Here is an 18,095-nt window from a genome sequence, read left to right as displayed (position 1 = left end):
ATATTAGTCTTCCTTAGGTTTATCTACTTTATTTGCAATGATCATTCCTATGCCTGCAAACATAAATACAGCTATAACAAAGATCATATTCTCATCAATTTCTGAAGGAAAATTTACGTCTAATAAAAGACCAATAATAGCACCAATAGAACTTGCCAAAAGAATGATGCCCGTTTTCAATAGATTAAAGGAGTTTTTTTTATTTTTAAGCAACTTATTTTCATCAAAATCCTTTTCAATCATCAATAAGCGTTCTTTTGCTTTTGCTTTGTATTTTACCATCCAAGCTAAATAAATGATAATCATGAATAGCATTGCCATAAAAATAGCTAGGTTATCCATTCGTATTCCTGCGTCTATCATAATATATTTTTTTAAGTTACATAGATAAGATACTTCAAAGACACAAAAGGTTACGTCTGGAACTTAATTTATAGAAAATTCTTCATTAATGAGCAGTTTTTTTAGGTTGATGCAACTAAAAAACAAACCTACTTCGCTCCTATTTTCTTGGAAATCCAATCGTTTAGCATTGGAATCATTCGAAGTTTATAAATAACAAAACCATTAAACAACATACAGCTTCCAACTTTTAGAATGATATTTAAGATCACAGAATTTGTTGTTGGAATGTTATGAAGCAAACTCACACTTCCTATAAACGCGAGTAATAGCAGAAAATGTTTTTTTGTAAATGGTTGAATTTTATATTTTGAATAGATAAAAATTAACTTCACACTGTTGTACAACGTCATTGAAATCAAGGTTGCATACGCTGCACCTTCAATTCCCCAATTGAGATATTTGATGAAGTAAACATTCAGGGAAACGTTTAACACGACCAAAATAGCGATCGCAAACATATTGAAACGATAGTATTTTGAATAGAGTAAAATGTGCGAATTGAATCCGGTACTCATATCAATCACGACATTAAAACTCAGAATTAAAATGATCGGAATCGTATCAATTAAATTTTCACGCGTTGGTAAAATCGAAAACAAATCATCCACACCTAAAAAGATACAGCACAATAGAAATCCGCCAAGCGCAAATAACAACATCGAAACTTCTTTATACTTTTTTCCAAGCGAAGCAATATCATCTTTGGCAATATATTCTGTGATTATCGGACTGTAAATGGTATACAAACCAATTGCCGGAATTGCCAAAGTTGCTGCCAGAACCACGCCAATACTATAGGTTCCGTTTGCGGTCATGGCACTTGCGCCTTCAATCAAATTTGGAACCATAATTCCATCAATCTTAAACGCTAATAGTGAACCCAAAATACTAAAAAAAGCAAAGATGCTATACTTTAGGTATTCTTTCCGAAATGGACGATCAAATACTTTTTTATACTTAAAATTGAATTGAATGTTCGCAACTTTCTTTACATACAACAACGCGATTATAAAAAGAATAACAAAGCAAATCGTATAAATGATTTTGCCAGTTTCTACCGTGATGACTCCGCCCAATAAAAGTAAAAATATAACTGGGAAAAATAGTTTAATAGAGAAGCGTTCCAATACGGTCGGAATCGCTATTTTTTGATAGTTTGATGCTTGTCGCTTGCTTACATCCATCATCGCGAAAGCAAAACCCACAATAATGGAATATCCGATATAATCGAACGCATGAAAATCGGGCAATACACTTGATAGTGAATTCGCCAATAATAAAAAGATGATGGAGAATAAGATACTGTTGATTAACACAATTCCTACCGTAGTAGAAAAAAATATGTTTCGTTTTTCAGCTGAATCTTTAAAACGCGGAAAATAATTCACCAACGATTGCGAAGTTCCAAATACAAAAAACGCCATGAGAATTTGCGAACCATCAAAAATATAGCGCATGATTCCTAAAAATTCTTTATCGTTTGGATAGATAAAAAGTGTAGACACAATTCCAATAGCCGCACCAATGTAATTGATGACACTAAATTTCAGCGCTTGTGACGATACTTCTTTTTGGTGTTTTTCCAATCGAATAAGTTCTAATAATCACAAATTTACATAAATGAATGTATTGTTGGCTTAAATGATGAAAAGATTGAAGAATTATTCGTTGTTGGTTGTTGGTATGTTGGTATGTTGGTATGTTGGTATGTTGGTATGTTGGTATGTTGGTATGTTGGTATGTTGGTATGTTGGTATGTAAAACTAATTTATTTTCAAATTAACAAGTCCAAATTCTAATAATCCAACAAGTCTAACAATCTAACAAGTCTTTTATATATATTTGTATAGACTTTGATTTTCAATAGATGCACAGTAAATTTTACCCGCATAAACGTTATAAACACACACTCGATTTTTTACAAGAAGTGGTTCCTAAAGGTGCCAAAATTTTAGATTTAGGTGTTTCAAATCCTTTTTCTGAAATTATGGAGACAGAAGGATATATCGTTGAAAATACTAAAGGAGAAGATTTGGACGAAGATTTTTCTTCGGTACAAGAAAGCGATGCAGAAGTCGTAACTGCTTTTGAAATTTTTGAACATTTGCTCGCACCTTTTAATGTCTTAAAAGAAATTAAAGCTAAAAAATTAGTGGTCACCGTTCCGTTGCGTTTGTGGTTTGCTAAAGCGTATCGCAGTAAAACAGATCCGACAGACAGAAATTATCATGAGTTTGAAGATTGGCAGCTTGATTGGTTGTTGGAAAAATCGGGTTGGGAAATTAAGAAAACAAAAAAATGGACAAATCCATCACTTTTGCCCATTACGCAACGTCCATTATTACGTCATTTAATTCCACGTTATTACGCTGTATACGCGGAACGCAAAGCATAGTATATGAACTACTACATTGTCATTCCTGCGCATAATGAAGCGGCGTTTATTCAATTGACGCTCACTTCTATTGTGGAACAAACCCTACTTCCAAAAAAGGTAGTTGTCGTGAATGATAATTCTTCGGATGGAACAGAAACCATCATTGACAATTTTGCAAATCAGTATGATTTTATCACAAAAGTAAACAGCAATTCATCAGACGAACATTTGCCTGGAAGCAAAGTCATCAATGCATTTTACAAAGGTTTTGAAACTTTGGATGCTCATTTTGATATCATTGTAAAGTTGGACGCAGATATTATTTTACCCAAAAACTACTTTGAAACCATTTGCGATCATTTTAAAAATGATGCAACGATTGGTATTGCTGGTGGTTTGGCATACATTGAAAAAAACGGACAATGGGTTTATGAAACTATTGCCGATAAAAATCATGTTCGCGGTCCTTTTAAAGCCTATCGGAAAGAATGTTTTGAACAGATTGGCGGATTGCAAAAATCACTCGGTTGGGATACCGCAGATGTGCTGTTAGCGCGTTTTCACAACTGGAAGGTATTTGTAGATGAAACATTAGAGGTAAAGCATTTAAAACCTACTGGAAACGCTTACAAACAAAAAGTACATCGCAATCATGGAGCCGTTTTTTATAAATTGGGATACGGGTTTTGGATTTCGTTGATTTCTTCCGTTAAAATTGCACTCAAAAAGAAAAGCATCGCTGTATTTTCGGGCTATATGAAAGGTTTCTTTGCTGCAAAAAAAGCACAAACACCCAAAATGGTGACTTCGAAACAAGAACGTTTTATTAGATCCTATAGAAGATCGCAAATGCTTAATAAAATTAAACAATTCTTCTTATTTAGATCGTAAGAAAATTAGCGGGTATTGTCTCCTATTTATCTAAAAAATTACAATCTTTCATAAATTAACCGTATTTTGCTGTCAATAGTACCCTTCAAAAAAACCCTATCAAGAAAAAAGTACATTCATGATTAATGCAATTATCATTGAAGATGAAAAATCTTCTATGGAATATTTACTATCTATTTTAAAGAAAAATCATCCAAACATTACTATTTGCGGTTGGGCATCAGATGTAGACGCTGCTGTGGCGCTGATTACCTCAAAAGATCCAGATATTGTCTTTTTAGATATTCAATTGAATGACGGAAGTGGTTTTGATGTGTTGGATCGTTTGGAAAGCAGCATGCCTTTTGAAGTGATTTTTACCACAGGTTTTCTAGATTACAAGGAACGCGCTATGGATTATTTTGCGTTTTATTACCTCAACAAACCTGTACAAGAAGACGAAATCAAAAAAGTATTGAACATGTACGAACTGAAGCGTTCTGCTTTTGACATGCGAAAATATCAAGCGTTTAAAAATCAGCTCGAATCTAAAAATCATACGATTACTATTTTTGAGAGAAACGAATATATTTCGTTGAAGTTCTCAGATATTATTTATTGTGAAGCTGGTGGAAATTACACCCATATTTACAACACGAAAGGGAAAAGCTTGCTTAGCTCAAAACATTTAAAAAAGATTGAAGATATCATTGATAGTACTGACTTTTACAGAGTCCATCGTTCGTTTTTGGTGAATTTGACGCATGTCAAAGAGTTTACGAGAGACGGTCTATTGGTGATGTCTGACGGTAATGAAATCATAATTTCCATACGAAATCGCAAAAAAGTAGTTGATTTTCTAACCGATTACATGGAAAAATAAAGTCTATTTTTTTAAAACACTTTGTATTGGGTTCCCTGTAGCACCATTAGGAAACGAAATTTGTAATAATGCCGAAATTGTTGGTGCAATGTCTGAAATTACCGTTCGTTCAAAAGTTGCTCCTTGCTGAATTCCATTTCCATAGAACAATAACGGAACGTGTGTATCATAGTTAAATCCTGAACCATGTGTTGAACCTGTTCGAGAGTAAGAAATCGTAGCTATGTCTAATACAAAACAAACATCTCCCGAACGTTTTTGACTGAACCCTTTTTGCAAAGCAGCAGCAATTCCAGAAGTAAATTCGCTATTCATTAAAGCAGTACGCGTATATACTTTTGTAATTTGATCGTATGCTAATAATTCACGCTGCAAAGCGTTTTCTATTGCTGTTGCGGAAAGATTCAATCGTTTTACTTCTGCATGGTTCAAAAAGATTTGTCCACTAGAAATATTCTCAATCAATTCTTCGCTTCCGTAGGTTGTATTTAAGAAATCAACTAAATGTGTTTTCAACGCACTGTTGTCAAAATAACCCGCAGGAATCTTCATGCTTTGCAAGTATGATGGTACATGCACTGCTGCATGATCTGCCGTTAAGAAAATTGTATAGTTTCCTTTTCCAACTTGTTGATCTAACACAGCAAACAAACGCTCTATATCTTTATCTAAACGAATGTAAGTATCTTCAATTTCTTTAGAATTTACTCCAAATCTATGACCAACATAATCCGTACTCGAATAACTTACTGCTAAGAAATCTGTATCATTATCTTGTCCTAATTGTTCTCCATTAATGGCTGCAATAGCGAAATCAGTTGTTAAATTGTTTCCATACGCTGTTGCTTTTAATATATCAAATCCGCCATTTTCGTCTTTCAATGCTGCTAAATCATACGGGAAAACTGCATTTGTTTTTCCTTTAAAAGTTCCTTCAAAAGCACTTGCATCAGAACCACTTTCTGTATACGTGTTAATGTCATATAATGTGTTCCAAGGTTTCAAGTATTTTTCAGCTTCATCTGCAGCATTAAATTCTTGTACCCAAGTTGGTAAAGTGTTTCGATAATACGTACTTGTAATCCAGTTTCCTTTATCCTTTCCATAAAACCAATACGCACCATTTGCTGCATGACCTGCTGGTAAAATTGCGCCTCTGTCTTTAATTGCAATTCCAATTACTTTTCCGCGTTGTTGTGTTGCCAAACGCAATTGATCCGTTACTGTCGTCGTTTGCATTCGGTATGGCGACATTTTGCCTTCCCACTTTCCTTCTACTCCAACAGAAGCGTAGTTTGCATCGGAAACACAGTATACATCATCTTTGATGTTTTTATCATACCAATCATTTGCTATAATTCCATGATTGTCTGGCGTGGTTCCTGTATATACAGATGCATGTCCAGGACCTGTATAGGTTGGAATATAATTGTAGTGATTGTTTTTACAGTTGAATCCTTCATCCATCATTCGCTTAAATCCGCCTTCACTATACTTATCTTCAAACTGCGTTAAGTAATCATATCGCATTTGATCAACTACAATACCAATAACTAATTTTGGTTTCGTAATTGTTTTTGAAGTTGTACTAGTTGTACTGACCGTTTTTGGCGTTGGTTTTACTTTCTGTTTTACAGATATACATTGTATAAAGAGCAAAGACAGGAAGCTAAAAAAGATAACTTTTTTCATGACGAGGCTTTCTTATTTTTATGAGAATAGATCATACTTGATCTTAAAATCGGATCAAAAATAATCGTTTTTAATCAAATAGCATTTAACTAAACATTAAATACATGAATTATTTTATTAGCTTCCCCGAATAATGTATTTTTAGCCCATGATTTACCTAGAAAATATAGGACGCTATTTTTTGATGTTGAAAAGCGTATTTAGCAAAATGACAAAATGGTCAATGCTAAGAAATCTTATTTTTAAAGAGATTGATGATTTAATCATTGGTTCGATGGGAATTGTATGTTTCATTTCCTTTTTTGTTGGTGGTGTTGTTGCGATACAAACTGCCCTGAACATCAATAATCCTTTAATTCCAAAGTACTTAGTTGGCTTTGCGACACGACAATCTGTAATTTTAGAATTTGCGCCTACGTTTATTTCTATTATTATGGCAGGAAAAGTAGGTTCGTTTATTACCTCAAGCATCGGAACAATGCGAGTTACAGAGCAAATTGACGCGTTGGAAGTTATGGGTGTAAACTCACTCAACTATTTAGTTTTTCCAAAAATTGTAGCGTTATCTTTATACCCTTTTGTAATTACAATTGCTATGTTTTTAGGAATTTTGGGCGGTTGGTTAGCGTCTATTTATGGAGGTTTTTCCACAAGTGCCGATTTTATTCAAGGATTACAGATCGAATTTATTCCATTCCATGTGACCTATGCTTTTATTAAAACATTCTTATTTTCGTTTGTATTGGCAACGATTCCTTCTTTTTATGGATATTATATGAAAGGTGGCGCATTGGAAGTTGGAAAAGCAAGTACCACTTCATTCGTTTGGACGAGTGTTGTTATTATTTTGATAAATTACCTCATCACGCAATTATTACTGACCTAATGATCGAAGTAAAAAACATAAAGAAATCTTTTGATGGCGTTGAAATTTTAAAAGGAATTTCAACAACTTTCGAGAAAGGAAAAACCAACTTGATTATTGGTCAAAGTGGTTCAGGGAAAACTGTGTTTTTAAAATCGTTGCTAGGTTTATTTACACCAGAAGAAGGCGCCATTATATTTGATGGAAGAGATTACAATTCACTTTCCACCAAAGAAAAGAGAGAACTGCGTACTGAAATCGGAATGGTTTTCCAAGGAAGTGCTTTGTTTGATTCCATGACGGTTTCGGAGAATGTAATGTTTCCGTTGCGCATGTTTGCCAATCAACCTTTGAGTGAAATGCAAGATCGTGTCGATTTTGTATTGAAGCGTGTAGACTTAATTGATGCGCATCATAAATTCCCTGCGGAAACTTCTGGAGGAATGCAAAAACGTGTTGCGATTGCTAGAGCCATTGTCATGAATCCGAAATATTTATTTTGTGATGAACCCAATTCTGGACTCGATCCAAAAACGGCGATCGTTATTGATAATTTGATTCAAGAAATTACAGACGAATACAATATTACAACCGTTGTGAACACACACGATATGAATTCTGTGATGGAAATTGGCGAGAAGATTGTCTTCTTAAAAAATGGTGTCAAAGCTTGGGAAGGCACGAACAAAGAAATCTTCAAAACCGATAACAAAGCGGTAACTGATTTTGTGTATTCTTCTGATTTATTCAAAAAGGTAAGAGAAGTGTATTTAAAAGAATTGGAAGAAGAATCTTAAGATTTTTAAAAACAATCTTACTTAGTTTTTCTGATACTTTATTCACGCTTAAAAACGAATTGTTTTTCTCTCCCCATATTTTCTCCTAAGTTCATTTCTAAAACTAACTCGTTCTTAGTTAGTTGTACTATTTTTATCAATTTTTGTTTGTCCATTTCTAGTAAAATTATTTTTTCATCTTCATAATACTTCCAACTACTTCTAGATTTCCAAATTCTATTATACATTTTTATCGAATCTTCTTCTATGCTTAGTTTATGTAAGTTATTCATTGAATATAGCTCATACTGTAATTCACCATCCACTTCAATGATTTCTTTTTTAGAAACCAATTTCCACTCTCCAAACAATTTAGAAGGCTTCGTTGTCACATTTTTTTGTTCTTCTAAAACTATATTGTTTTTTTTAATCGAATAATTAGTTAGATATACGTTAGTTCCTGAAACTGAATCAATCAATAAAGGTGCATTACCCGCTGAAAACTTATGAAGTAGAAAACTATAATTATCTACGTTCTCTATTTGCCACTTATTTGCATAGACATCAATTTCGTTTACATAATGTGAATACATAATAGAATCGTTGGTATAATCTTGATGTAATTTTTCTCCATCTCCCTCCATGATGTAACGCTTCCCTTTTGGATTCCAATCTATCTTTTTAGAACGTTTAGGTAATTTTCTAAAAATTACTTGCATCTTTTCATTCGTATCAAATATTACAACCATACTATCTTTAGAAACCTTTACTTTCCAATCATAAATTTCATCGCCACCAAAAACAAATTTATTGTTTTTTAGCTTGAAATAAACTGTTGTGTCAACCATTTTAAATTCTTTTTCTATTCCTTTAAAATTTTTAATATGAATAGAATCTCCTTTTATATTCAAGAAACTCTTGTATTCATTATTTATGTCAAATGGTACAACCTTACTTTCCGGGTATTCTATATAACTCTGTATCCAAAAACCGTCAATAGTTGAACTAGAATTACACGAGATCAGTAAAATAAAGAATAAAAAATATGAGAAGATGGTTTTGAACATAGTAAAGTATTTTTATAATTATATACTATATCAGTAAGCAATAATCTTCAAACGTTACAGATATAGTATCGTAAACAAAAAAGCGAACCGAAGTTCGCTTGATTATATATGCCTTTTTTCTATTTCTCTTGAATTCGTTCGATGATTGACGTATCAAGACGAGCTTCGTCAGTTAATTACTTTATTGCTTTATAATTCCTATGGTTTTCCCATAACTAAAAGACCACCATTCAACCTACCTTTAAGATTATTAATATTTAAACCTATGATTATGAAAAAGATGCCTTTTATTTTATTACTCAGCGTTTCACTTTTTATCTCTTGCTCTTCCGATGATGGAGCATTCTTTGAAGAAGATAAAGTCGAAACTATTGAAACAGATGCAACAACTGAAAAATCATTTTACATTCCTCCAGGAGCCATCGTAAATAATGTTCCTGTAACGTTTTATGGCTGTGTTACGTATACTTTAAATGTACAAACAGTGAAGTATAATTCTTCGGTAACATTATCACCTGACACTTCCTTTTTGAATAACCCAGGAAATGCTACAGTGTATATTGATATTGTTCCGTCTCCTTATGGACAAACCATTTCTACTCCTATTACAACCAGTAATCAATATATTTTTGTGAACAGTCAATATTTAAGTGGACGAACATCTTTTTATTGGCGAATGCGAATCGTAAATAATTCTTCTTATAATTGTTGGCCAAACCCAACAAGCTGGATTTTTCAGAATTTAAATTAATATCGCTTACTGCTATTCTTTACAAATACATTGTAGACAATGAGGTTGAAAACAATCAAGCCTAAAATAATGCTTTTTTGTTTTTGTAAAAAAACTTTCCCTCTTCTTCCATCAATACTTTGTACACGTATTAATATTAATTGATGCGTTCAATAATCAAAGTATCAAGACTCAGTTCTTTACGCAACCACGTATTTAATTCACGTTCGCGAATGGTTTGTATACTATCTGATAATTGTGAATTCCACTTCACAGCAGCCACCGGAATGGTATCAATTTTTATAAAATCATTTGAGTTTAACATTTTCGCAAATCCAAACTGACGTAAATCTACATATCTAATTTTTGCATCTTTAGCAACTTGACTAAACGCAACATAGTTTTCATTTTCTAACGAAGCTTTCGATTCTATTTGCCTGTTCAAATTAGAGACCTCTTGTTTCAATTCCGTGATTTGCGCTTCGAGCCCTTGAACGATTAATTCTTTTTGATCTAAATCTTTATATGCTCTATCTAAAGCATCTGAAATTTTGTCAACACTTCTATTTTTATTACCAAAAACTTTCAACTCAAAATCTTTGATATTTTCATAGTTCTTGAGGTCATTTCTGTACTCAGCTTCTAATACAGACGGAACTTCTCCATTGAAATGAAGAAATACTTTTTTATTCGTAATATCTAAATCTTCTTTTCTTTTTTGCAACCAAACTTCTGGATTTCTTTCTATTTTTTCTACGAATAAATTATAGTCCCTTTCTGCATTACTAATTTGAAGTACATTCCAAAATGTCCAAACCGCTGGAATCATTACGGCAAACGCAACTAATGAAGCCATTCGTGAAATACGTTTACGCTTCGCAGAGTTTGCATATTTCAGCATCGGAAAACGTAAAACCTTCAATACTAAAAATGTGGCTAATGCAATGAATGTTGTGTTAATTGCGAAAAGGTACATCGCGCCAAAGAAGAATTGAAAATTCCCTACTGCCAATCCGTATCCTGCTGTACACAAAGGCGGCATTAATGCCGTAGCAATCGCAACACCAAAAATTACGGAAGCAATTGTTCCTTTCTTTGTTCTAGCTACAATCAATGCCAAACCACCAAATATGGCGACAAACACATCCAATATATTAGGAGATGTTCTAGATTCTAATTCTGGTGTTAATTCGGTTAATGGAGATAATAAGAAATATAAGTATGCCGTAAGAATACTCAAAACAACCATGACCAATAAATTGGTAAACGAACTTCGCAAGGTATCAATATCATTGATTGCAAGTGACATTCCAATTCCCAAAATAGGTCCCATTAGTGGCGAAATTAACATGGCACCAATTACGACTGCCGTAGAACTTACATTCAATCCAATAGAAGCCACAAATACCGCAAATATTAAAATCCAAGCGGTTGCTCCTTTAAATGGAATATCAGCTTTTATGGCAGCAATTGTTTGATCTTTGTCTGTATCTTGCTGAATGTCTAACAATTCATTTAAGAATGTTTTCAATCCTTGCCACAATCCTTTTGCGTCTGTTGGTGGTGCAGTTTCTGCTGTAACTTTTGGTTCTTCCTCTTCCGAAAAGTTGAACTTATTTTCTCCTTCTGTACTCATGCTTATCCGTAATTTTCGCCAAATTTATCTTTGACTTTTTGTAATACTTTTTTAATGTCTTGCTCTTTCGCTTTCGGATAAATAAGCAACACATCTTCTTTATCTACGACAATATAATCATTTAATCCATCAATCACCACGACTTTTTTGTCTGACGTTCGAATCATGTTTCCACTTGCATCTTGCAACACGGTCTGTGCATTTACAACCGCATTTCCGTTTTCTTCTTTATCGAGTTTATCGTATAAACTTCCCCACGTTCCTAAATCGTTCCAATCAAAAGTTGCTGGCAATACATATACGTGTTTTGCGTGTTCCATGATGGCGTAATCAATGGAGATGTTTTCGGCGCGTTCGTAATTATCACGAATAAAATCGTCTTCAAAATCTGTATTGTAAACGGTTAACCCTTCATCAAACAGCTCGTATAATTTAGGTTGAAAGTTTTGAAATGCTGTAATAATCGTTTCCACACTCCAAATAAAAATTCCCGCATTCCAAAGATATTCTCCACTCGCCAAAAACGTTTTAGCCGTTTCATAATCAGGTTTTTCAGTGAACTTATTTACTTTCTTAATTGCGTTTTCATTTGCTTGAAAGTTGATATATCCATAGCCTGTGTTGGCAAATGTGGGTTTAATTCCTAAGGTCATCAATACACTTTCTTGTTCACATTTATCAAAAGACATCTGTAAATTATCAATAAATGCATTTTCATCTTCAATCCAGTGATCACTTGGCGCAACCACCATCACGGCATCCGGATTTTCCTTCTGAATTTTTAACGAAGCATATAAAATACAAGGTGCCGTATTTCGCATCGCAGGTTCGAGCAGCACTTGTTTTTGTGTTGCATCTGGCAATTGTTCCAATACTAAATCATTGTATTTTTCATTGGTAAGAATGTAAATATTTTCCTTTGGAATTAATTTACTCAACCTACTAAATGTTTTTTGAAGTAAGGTTTCTCCAGTTCCTAACATATCGTGAAACTGCTTTGGGAAACTAGAAGTACTTACGGGCCAAAAACGTGAGCCTACACCACCAGCCATTAGAATTGCATAATAATTCTTGTTCATTATCGTCATTATTCGTCAGTAGGTTTATTGAACTCTTCTTAACTTTTTCTATTTCCTAAAAAATGGTAGAAATTCGCCCATATTTCGTCTATTTTTTTATCCATAACGATGCTATACCTTTCAAAAATAGTCTCCTCTGAACAAATTTCAACGTATTTTCGGTTAAAAACAAAAAGTAAAGCTGAGTTCTTGTTAAAGAAGCAATATAATACAGATTGCTGAAAAAAGTAAAAAAAGTCGGTATTATTAACGGCATCATAACTTTAATTATTCATAATGGAGCTAAATTTTGATTTTAGGGAAGATTATTCTAGTTTTAACAATAACTATATTTTTTTAAAGCAACATGAGCATTTTTAATCGAAAATTAAAAAAGAAACATCTTCAGCAATTCGAACGAAATATTGCTGAATTGTTAGCAACTGAAATGCCGCAACTGAAAACTGTCATAGACCTTTCTGAAATAGCCGGAATTAGTTTTATGTATAAACCTAAAGGAATTTATATTCAAACTAAATACAATCCAGAAGATTATAAAATCATCAATAGAAATCACAAAACTTGTTTTAATCTGACTGGAATTTCTGTTTTTCACAAAAAAGAGCAACGCTATCAACCTGTTAAACTATACTATCAATCAGATGGTTTGACTAAAATTGAAGTTGAAAATCCTGAGTATTTTCATAAAATATATGATTTAACTCAAATTCGAAAAGGAGAAATTGAGTTAGAGCATTTGCCAATGGAAAATCCTGACCAAGAAATAGTTGAGAGAATTCTAAAGTCATTGACGCAAGAGCAACGCAATCTTTTAGAACTAGAATATTCTTTTGAAATTGAATTGAATGATATATTATTCTATACAATTTTAGATATGGAAGACGGAAATTATATTGCAGTAGATAAAAAAGGCAACGTATATCGTTTGATTCATGACCATGAAGAAATCGTAAAATTGATTGCTAGGAAACCAACTGACTTTTTTGAAATGTACAATGGACAAAAAAGTGAATTGGATGAATTGTTGTTTGAATAAATACTACTTTACAACAACACACTAACTTCTTAACAACTCAACTTCTGCATTTGGATTGAATAAATAGATGCGTCCTGTAGCCGCTTCAACACATTCAAATCGTTTTACACGCTTATTTCCACGCTTAAATATTTTCCCATTATGCAATCGAAAGGTACTTCCTAACGGAATTTCAAATACGTAATGTTTATCGTTTTCAGGATCGTAATGTTTTAATGCTAACGCGAATTTCGCATCCGTATCGCTACTTGCTTTCGGGTTTTTAAAATGATTCGCAACAATTGGTAATAGACGTGTTGGAAATATTTGCGGGTTAATGAAGGGCAACATGAGTCGTTGAAAAGTACGTTTCCACTCAATTCCGTGTGGTTTTATCTCGCGTCCAAATTTCTCAAAGGCAACTAAATGTGCAATTTCGTGAATAAGTGTCACAAAGAAGCGATACTTATTATCACCTGCATTCACCGTAATAATATGTCTTCCATCAGGCATTCTGCGGTAATCGCCATGACGTGTAACACGCTGATTCACAATCTTTAGATGCACTTGGTTGCTTCTAATCAATTCAAAAGTGGCGTCAACAGCGCGTTCGGGAATGTATTTGGTTAAGATATCTTTCACGTTCAACAAAAGTAAGGATTTGTTTGGTTTAGAGAAATTGAAAGCCTAAAAGATTCAAAATTAAACGTTTCCTATTTATTTGTCATTGCGAAAGTTGTTCACTGAGTTTATTGAAGTGAACAACTTATGAAAATCTGTTTCTTATGATAATGAGAAGAAATGATTAAAAAATATTAACTCTTTTTCTGAATCGTCAGTTCAAGTTGAGCAAAGCGAAGTATCGAGAACTACTTTGATATTTTCTAATACAAAGCTGTTCTCGATACAATTTTTATCCGTTTCACTTCTAAAAACCACTCGAACTGACGGTTCTGAAAATCTTGAATCTATATTCTATATTCTTGGTTCTTTAAAGAAATACTACGCCTTTCTCCATCTTCTGAAAAGAATAATTCCAATAATTAAAACTAAAATGATTGGCCAAACATATAAGATTCCAATTGCCAAACTCTGTATAAAGTACCAACCTGCTAACAAACCTTCTTTTGCTTTGGCTCCAAATCCTTTTTCGTACGAAACTGGTTTTTCTTTATACGTAATAGTTTCATAGATTTCTACTTGAATTGTACTATACGCAACTCTACTACTCATATATTTTATTTTGCCTTGCGCTGCTTCAATTTCTTCTTGAATGACTCTTAATTGCGCTTCTGTCGCCAAAATATCTTTGACCGTTTTTGCATTTTTACGCAATACCACTTCCAAACGTTCTTTGACTTCTAATTTTGTTTTCAAACGCGTTTGAACGTCCAAATACTTTTCAGTAACATCTGTGGTAGAAATATTTACATAATCCGTTTCTTCCGCAAACTTCTGAATGCCATCAAGCATGCCGTCAAAGTTTTCTTTTGGAATCTTAATTGTGAATCTATTTTGCTTTTCTTGATAGTTTTTATCATATCGCAACTCCGAAATGTAACCGCCATTTACATACATTACTTGTTTGATGTCCGATAAGGCTTGTTCAATATTTTTCACCTTATACCGCGTGCTTGCTGTTTTAATGATTTTTAAATCGGTCGGAATGTTCGATGCTAGCAATTGATTACTTTGTGTCGTTGTTAAACCGTTGCTCTTATCAGCTGTTTTATTGTCTAGATCATCTTTAGTATCTACGCTTTTAAAATCGTCTCGAAGATCAACGCTTTCCAGTGTAATTGCATCATTTTTATACTCTGAACTTGTGTTACAAGAAGCAGCAATTAAGAAAAGAAATACCAGTACATACGATTTTACGATTCGTTTTAGTGTGATTGCATTCATAATTTTATATTTTTAAGGATTACAAGCACAAACCTATTAGAGTTTCACCGTGAAGCTTTGTAAACAGCTTGTAACGGCTTTGTAAATTAATTTACAAAATACAATTCACTGATTATCTGACTGATACTTATTCCTTGAACACCGAAAAAACATATTATTTTTCACTCTTAAAAGAGCAAATTGCTAAGACATTTTTGACTTCGCATGCGGCTTCTGATGCTATTCGCGATTGGAAAGGAAACACAATTACCGATTTTCAAGAAGATTTACGCAGCAAAACAAAAGGAAGTATTAGCGAAAAATGGTTTTATACATATATTAAGAATGATGCCGAAAAGTTGCCACGTGTAGACATGTTGAATTTACTCAGCATGTATGTTGGCTACGAAAACTGGAATGATTTTGTGCAACATCAAACAGAAGAAACACAACTTGAAGAGACACAAAAGAATTCGAAAAAATCATCACGAAAATTGATTTGGTTTTTATTATTGTTGCCAATTGCTGCGCTTGCTCTTTATAGTTTATACCCGAAAGAAAACACCTTTTCATTTTGTTTTATAGATGCGGATCAACGTGCATCGATCACAAATATTCCGTTGGATATTATTGTGTTGCGTACGCAAGAATCGCCATTGTATTTTAAAACGGATAGTTTGGGATGTTTCTCGTATACAACTCCTGAAAGCGAATTAAAATTTGTAGTGAAATCGCCGTATCATAAAACAGATACAATTGTGCGACATGTCAATTCTAATCATCATAAAACTGTTCAATTGCAAACCGATGATTATGCGTTGATGTTATTGTATTATGCAAACGGAAATAAAGAAGATTGGAAAAAACGCCGTGAACAATTGCAGGAACTCATCGCGGATAACGCACAAATATATAGAGCATTTAAAAGTAATGTAGGTATTGAAATGTACTCAAAAAAGGAATTCATCAATCTATTAACGATTCCGACAAGTAGCTTGAAAAAGATGCGCATTTTAGATAAAGTCTATACGAATGACAAGATTGTGAAACTTAAATTTATGATTCAATGAAGCTGAAGATTATATATATACTATGTTTCTTGTTGTGTTTTTCGTGTGCGAATAATACGAAAGCAGATCAAATGATGACGAAAGATGAAGCTGTTGAAAGTGAAGAATTCAAAGTGGACAAAAGCGACTTACGAGATGATCTTGATGAAAAAAACAAGAATGCTATCGAAATTGATTTCTCTTTAAATGCTATCAACTCCGAGATTGAAGAAAAATTGCAAGCAAATTACGAAGCAAAAGTGTTAGCCGTAAAACATCCGGAGTTTCAAGAAGTGATTAAAGAACAATTGGCAAATTCTACAAAGTTCAATTTTTCACTTCCAGATTCTATTCAAACTATTGAAATAAAAGACATTGTTTTCGCTGGAAATTTAAAAAAAGAGAACGACAGCATCTACAAACAGAAAGTTTTATACACTTCATTAATTAATTCAAAACATACACAAAAAGACAGCGCTTTGGTCGTTATGAAACGCACCATGATTGTGATTGATAATTCGTTAAAAATGAATACGTCGTTTTTGTTTGAGAAGTTGGATTAGTTGGGCTGCTAGACTTGTTAGCTTTTTCCAAAGCTTCAAAAATTCTTAACGGAAAATGACTGCTATACTGCGGAAAAAGAATCCGTTGCGGGTAATTTTATATTGAGCCTGAATTAAACAAGAAAAAGTGAAGCGCTAAAACTGGCATCCTTTTTGATTTTGAGTTAAAAAGCTATTCACCTATAAATAGGTGTCTTACATCAAAAAGATTACTGATTGTTTTATGACATCGTTTTTTTTGTATAAATTTAACTTCTATTTAAAATTACTATTATGAAAAATGTATTGCTAATTCTACTACTTTGTATTGCTATTCCCTCCACTGCGCAAACCGAGTTAACAGATGCCAACGCTGAGTCAAAGTTACTCGTAGATAACGACCGATTGATTGTCCTAGATTTTTATGCAACTTGGTGCGGACCTTGTAAACGTATGGACCCGATTATAGCGGAGTTGGAGAAAAAATATAAAGATCGTGTTGATTTTTATAAAATTGATGTAGATAAAAACAAAGTAGATGATGCTTTAGGCGTGAACGCGATGCCAACGTATTTGTTTATTTATAATAGTGCAAATTTAGAACAGATTGAAGGTGCTATGAGCAAGTCTAAAATGCAAAGTTTGATTGAAAAACACATGGGCGGCGATTCAGGAACTACGGTTTCTACGGAAACAGCTTCGGATGAAAGTTTTTACGATGCTACTGCCAAACATGGTGATTCAGACGAATTTAGTCAAGCTACTTTAGATAAAATCTGGGATTCTTCTACACGTTTGAATTCACTAGCATGGCATACCTATAAAGAACATAGCGATATTGATTCATTATTGAAAGCTATTAAAGTGGTGGAACGTTCTGTAGAGTTGGAAGCAACCTATTATAATGTAGACACACACGCAGCTTTGTTGTACAAAACAGGAAACTATACCAAAGCTTTGAAGAAAGCTAAAAAGGCTGTTGATATCGCCAAAGAAGAAGGACTAAGTTATGCTTCTACAACAGAATTGATTGAGAAGATTATTGATAAGATGTAGTTTTGTCTGATAAAAGATAAAAGCCCGCTGCGCTTCGACAAGCTCAGCGCAAGCGCTGTTAGATCATAGGATATAGACTACATAGTAACTATTTCAAAAAATCTTTCATAGCGTTTATTATATACTTATAGAAAACGGAAGTCTTATGGCTTTCGTTTTTTTGTTTATT

Annotated in this window: 18 protein-coding genes; 10 read left to right on the top strand and 8 right to left on the bottom strand. The window is 33.3% G+C overall.

The features are described 5' to 3' along the window. Nucleotides 1–3: 3 nt before the first annotated feature. Entirely contained in the window at nucleotides 4–363 is a 360-nt protein-coding gene (locus H2O64_RS13635; RefSeq protein WP_187562760.1) for a DUF6249 domain-containing protein, read from the bottom strand. 128 nt (nucleotides 364–491) lie between these two features. Next, nucleotides 492–1,991, bottom strand: a complete 1,500-nt coding sequence (locus H2O64_RS13630; protein WP_187562759.1) for a lipopolysaccharide biosynthesis protein — start codon at nucleotides 1,989–1,991, stop codon at nucleotides 492–494. Between the two features lie 281 nt (nucleotides 1,992–2,272). Between H2O64_RS13630 and H2O64_RS13625 the strand changes: the two genes are divergently transcribed. From H2O64_RS13625 to H2O64_RS13615, 3 genes are all read left to right on the top strand, one after another. Continuing rightward, nucleotides 2,273–2,800 carry a methyltransferase domain-containing protein gene (locus tag H2O64_RS13625; RefSeq protein ID WP_187562758.1) on the top strand — a complete coding sequence of 176 codons (528 nt, stop codon included), beginning with the start codon at nucleotides 2,273–2,275 and terminating at the stop codon, nucleotides 2,798–2,800. Between the two features lie 3 nt (nucleotides 2,801–2,803). Beyond that, a complete protein-coding gene (locus H2O64_RS13620) occupies nucleotides 2,804–3,673 on the top strand; it encodes a glycosyltransferase (RefSeq protein ID WP_187562757.1) in 870 nt (289 codons plus the stop codon). Nucleotides 3,674–3,791: 118 nt separating this feature from the next. Beyond that, nucleotides 3,792–4,535, top strand: a complete 744-nt coding sequence (locus H2O64_RS13615) for a LytR/AlgR family response regulator transcription factor (RefSeq protein WP_187562756.1) — start codon at nucleotides 3,792–3,794, stop codon at nucleotides 4,533–4,535. A 3-nt stretch (nucleotides 4,536–4,538) separates the two neighbouring features. Here the strand turns inward: H2O64_RS13615 and pafA are convergent, their stop codons facing one another. Then, a complete protein-coding gene (pafA, locus tag H2O64_RS13610) occupies nucleotides 4,539–6,227 on the bottom strand; it encodes an alkaline phosphatase PafA (RefSeq protein ID WP_187562755.1) in 1,689 nt (562 codons plus the stop codon). A gap of 148 nt (nucleotides 6,228–6,375) precedes the next feature. Here pafA and H2O64_RS13605 point away from each other — a divergent pair, with 148 nt between their 5' ends. Then, nucleotides 6,376–7,113 carry an MlaE family ABC transporter permease gene (locus tag H2O64_RS13605; RefSeq protein WP_187562754.1) on the top strand — a complete coding sequence of 246 codons (738 nt, stop codon included), beginning with the start codon at nucleotides 6,376–6,378 and terminating at the stop codon, nucleotides 7,111–7,113. Next, on the top strand, nucleotides 7,113–7,889 hold the full coding sequence (locus tag H2O64_RS13600; protein ID WP_187562753.1) for an ABC transporter ATP-binding protein: 777 nt from the start codon (nucleotides 7,113–7,115) through the stop codon (nucleotides 7,887–7,889). The genes H2O64_RS13605 and H2O64_RS13600 overlap by 1 nt, the downstream gene beginning before the upstream one ends. Before the next feature lie 38 nt (nucleotides 7,890–7,927). Here the strand turns inward: H2O64_RS13600 and H2O64_RS13595 are convergent, their stop codons facing one another. Beyond that, entirely contained in the window at nucleotides 7,928–8,779 is an 852-nt protein-coding gene (locus H2O64_RS13595) for a hypothetical protein (RefSeq protein WP_187562752.1), read from the bottom strand. 427 nt (nucleotides 8,780–9,206) lie between these two features. On the opposite strand from H2O64_RS13595, the gene H2O64_RS13590 reads away from it, so the two are divergent. Next, entirely contained in the window at nucleotides 9,207–9,686 is a 480-nt protein-coding gene (locus H2O64_RS13590) for a hypothetical protein (RefSeq protein WP_187562751.1), read from the top strand. A gap of 136 nt (nucleotides 9,687–9,822) precedes the next feature. Here H2O64_RS13590 and H2O64_RS13585 read toward each other — a convergent pair whose 3' ends face one another. Together H2O64_RS13585 and H2O64_RS13580 are read right to left on the bottom strand one after the other, a co-directional pair. Beyond that, nucleotides 9,823–11,301 (bottom strand): DUF389 domain-containing protein, encoded by a 1,479-nt coding sequence (locus H2O64_RS13585; protein WP_187562750.1) that lies wholly within the window; start codon nucleotides 11,299–11,301, stop codon nucleotides 9,823–9,825. Between the two features lie 2 nt (nucleotides 11,302–11,303). Beyond that, on the bottom strand, nucleotides 11,304–12,380 hold the full coding sequence (locus H2O64_RS13580; RefSeq protein WP_187562749.1) for a mannose-1-phosphate guanylyltransferase: 1,077 nt from the start codon (nucleotides 12,378–12,380) through the stop codon (nucleotides 11,304–11,306). A 346-nt stretch (nucleotides 12,381–12,726) separates the two neighbouring features. On the opposite strand from H2O64_RS13580, the gene H2O64_RS13575 reads away from it, so the two are divergent. After that, a complete protein-coding gene (locus H2O64_RS13575; RefSeq protein ID WP_187562748.1) occupies nucleotides 12,727–13,416 on the top strand; it encodes a hypothetical protein in 690 nt (229 codons plus the stop codon). Nucleotides 13,417–13,437: 21 nt separating this feature from the next. Here the strand turns inward: H2O64_RS13575 and H2O64_RS13570 are convergent, their stop codons facing one another. Further along, entirely contained in the window at nucleotides 13,438–14,037 is a 600-nt protein-coding gene (locus H2O64_RS13570) for a SprT-like domain-containing protein (protein WP_187562747.1), read from the bottom strand. Between the two features lie 360 nt (nucleotides 14,038–14,397). Next, the gene (locus H2O64_RS13565; RefSeq protein ID WP_187562746.1) at nucleotides 14,398–15,300 is read right to left on the bottom strand and encodes a DUF4349 domain-containing protein; all 903 of its coding nucleotides are present in this window, start codon (nucleotides 15,298–15,300) and stop codon (nucleotides 14,398–14,400) included. A gap of 134 nt (nucleotides 15,301–15,434) precedes the next feature. Between H2O64_RS13565 and H2O64_RS13560 the strand changes: the two genes are divergently transcribed. The 3 genes from H2O64_RS13560 (at nucleotide 15,435) to H2O64_RS13550 (ending at nucleotide 17,926) form a co-directional block, all read left to right on the top strand. After that, nucleotides 15,435–16,349: a hypothetical protein gene (locus tag H2O64_RS13560; RefSeq protein ID WP_187562745.1), complete on the top strand. Its 915-nt coding sequence runs from the start codon at nucleotides 15,435–15,437 to the stop codon at nucleotides 16,347–16,349. Beyond that, the gene (locus H2O64_RS13555; RefSeq protein ID WP_187562744.1) at nucleotides 16,346–16,891 is read left to right on the top strand and encodes a hypothetical protein; all 546 of its coding nucleotides are present in this window, start codon (nucleotides 16,346–16,348) and stop codon (nucleotides 16,889–16,891) included. The genes H2O64_RS13560 and H2O64_RS13555 overlap by 4 nt, the downstream gene beginning before the upstream one ends. Nucleotides 16,892–17,164: 273 nt before the next feature. Beyond that, nucleotides 17,165–17,926, top strand: coding sequence for a thioredoxin family protein (locus H2O64_RS13550; protein WP_187562743.1), 762 nt, complete (start codon nucleotides 17,165–17,167; stop codon nucleotides 17,924–17,926). Nucleotides 17,927–18,095 lie beyond the last annotated feature (169 nt).

It is taken from the genome of Kordia aestuariivivens, from assembly GCF_014397005.1.
Classification (GTDB): Bacteria; Bacteroidota; Bacteroidia; order Flavobacteriales; family Flavobacteriaceae; genus Kordia; species Kordia aestuariivivens.
The sequence above is the reverse complement of the archived record's forward strand: the minus strand, read 5'-3'. Positions and strand labels throughout refer to the sequence as shown.

Coding starts and splice junctions, on each gene's coding strand:
- H2O64_RS13635 (WP_187562760.1), bottom strand. CDS start 363: ATGATAGACGCAGGAATACGAATGGATAACCTAGCTATTTTTATGGCA.
- H2O64_RS13625 (WP_187562758.1), top strand. CDS start 2,273: ATGCACAGTAAATTTTACCCGCATAAACGTTATAAACACACACTCGAT.
- H2O64_RS13620 (WP_187562757.1), top strand. CDS start 2,804: ATGAACTACTACATTGTCATTCCTGCGCATAATGAAGCGGCGTTTATT.
- H2O64_RS13615 (WP_187562756.1), top strand. CDS start 3,792: ATGATTAATGCAATTATCATTGAAGATGAAAAATCTTCTATGGAATAT.
- pafA (WP_187562755.1), bottom strand. CDS start 6,227: ATGAAAAAAGTTATCTTTTTTAGCTTCCTGTCTTTGCTCTTTATACAA.
- H2O64_RS13605 (WP_187562754.1), top strand. CDS start 6,376: ATGATTTACCTAGAAAATATAGGACGCTATTTTTTGATGTTGAAAAGC.
- H2O64_RS13600 (WP_187562753.1), top strand. CDS start 7,113: ATGATCGAAGTAAAAAACATAAAGAAATCTTTTGATGGCGTTGAAATT.
- H2O64_RS13590 (WP_187562751.1), top strand. CDS start 9,207: ATGAAAAAGATGCCTTTTATTTTATTACTCAGCGTTTCACTTTTTATC.
- H2O64_RS13585 (WP_187562750.1), bottom strand. CDS start 11,301: ATGAGTACAGAAGGAGAAAATAAGTTCAACTTTTCGGAAGAGGAAGAA.
- H2O64_RS13580 (WP_187562749.1), bottom strand. CDS start 12,380: ATGAACAAGAATTATTATGCAATTCTAATGGCTGGTGGTGTAGGCTCA.
- H2O64_RS13575 (WP_187562748.1), top strand. CDS start 12,727: ATGAGCATTTTTAATCGAAAATTAAAAAAGAAACATCTTCAGCAATTC.
- H2O64_RS13565 (WP_187562746.1), bottom strand. CDS start 15,300: ATGAATGCAATCACACTAAAACGAATCGTAAAATCGTATGTACTGGTA.
- H2O64_RS13555 (WP_187562744.1), top strand. CDS start 16,346: ATGAAGCTGAAGATTATATATATACTATGTTTCTTGTTGTGTTTTTCG.
- H2O64_RS13550 (WP_187562743.1), top strand. CDS start 17,165: ATGAAAAATGTATTGCTAATTCTACTACTTTGTATTGCTATTCCCTCC.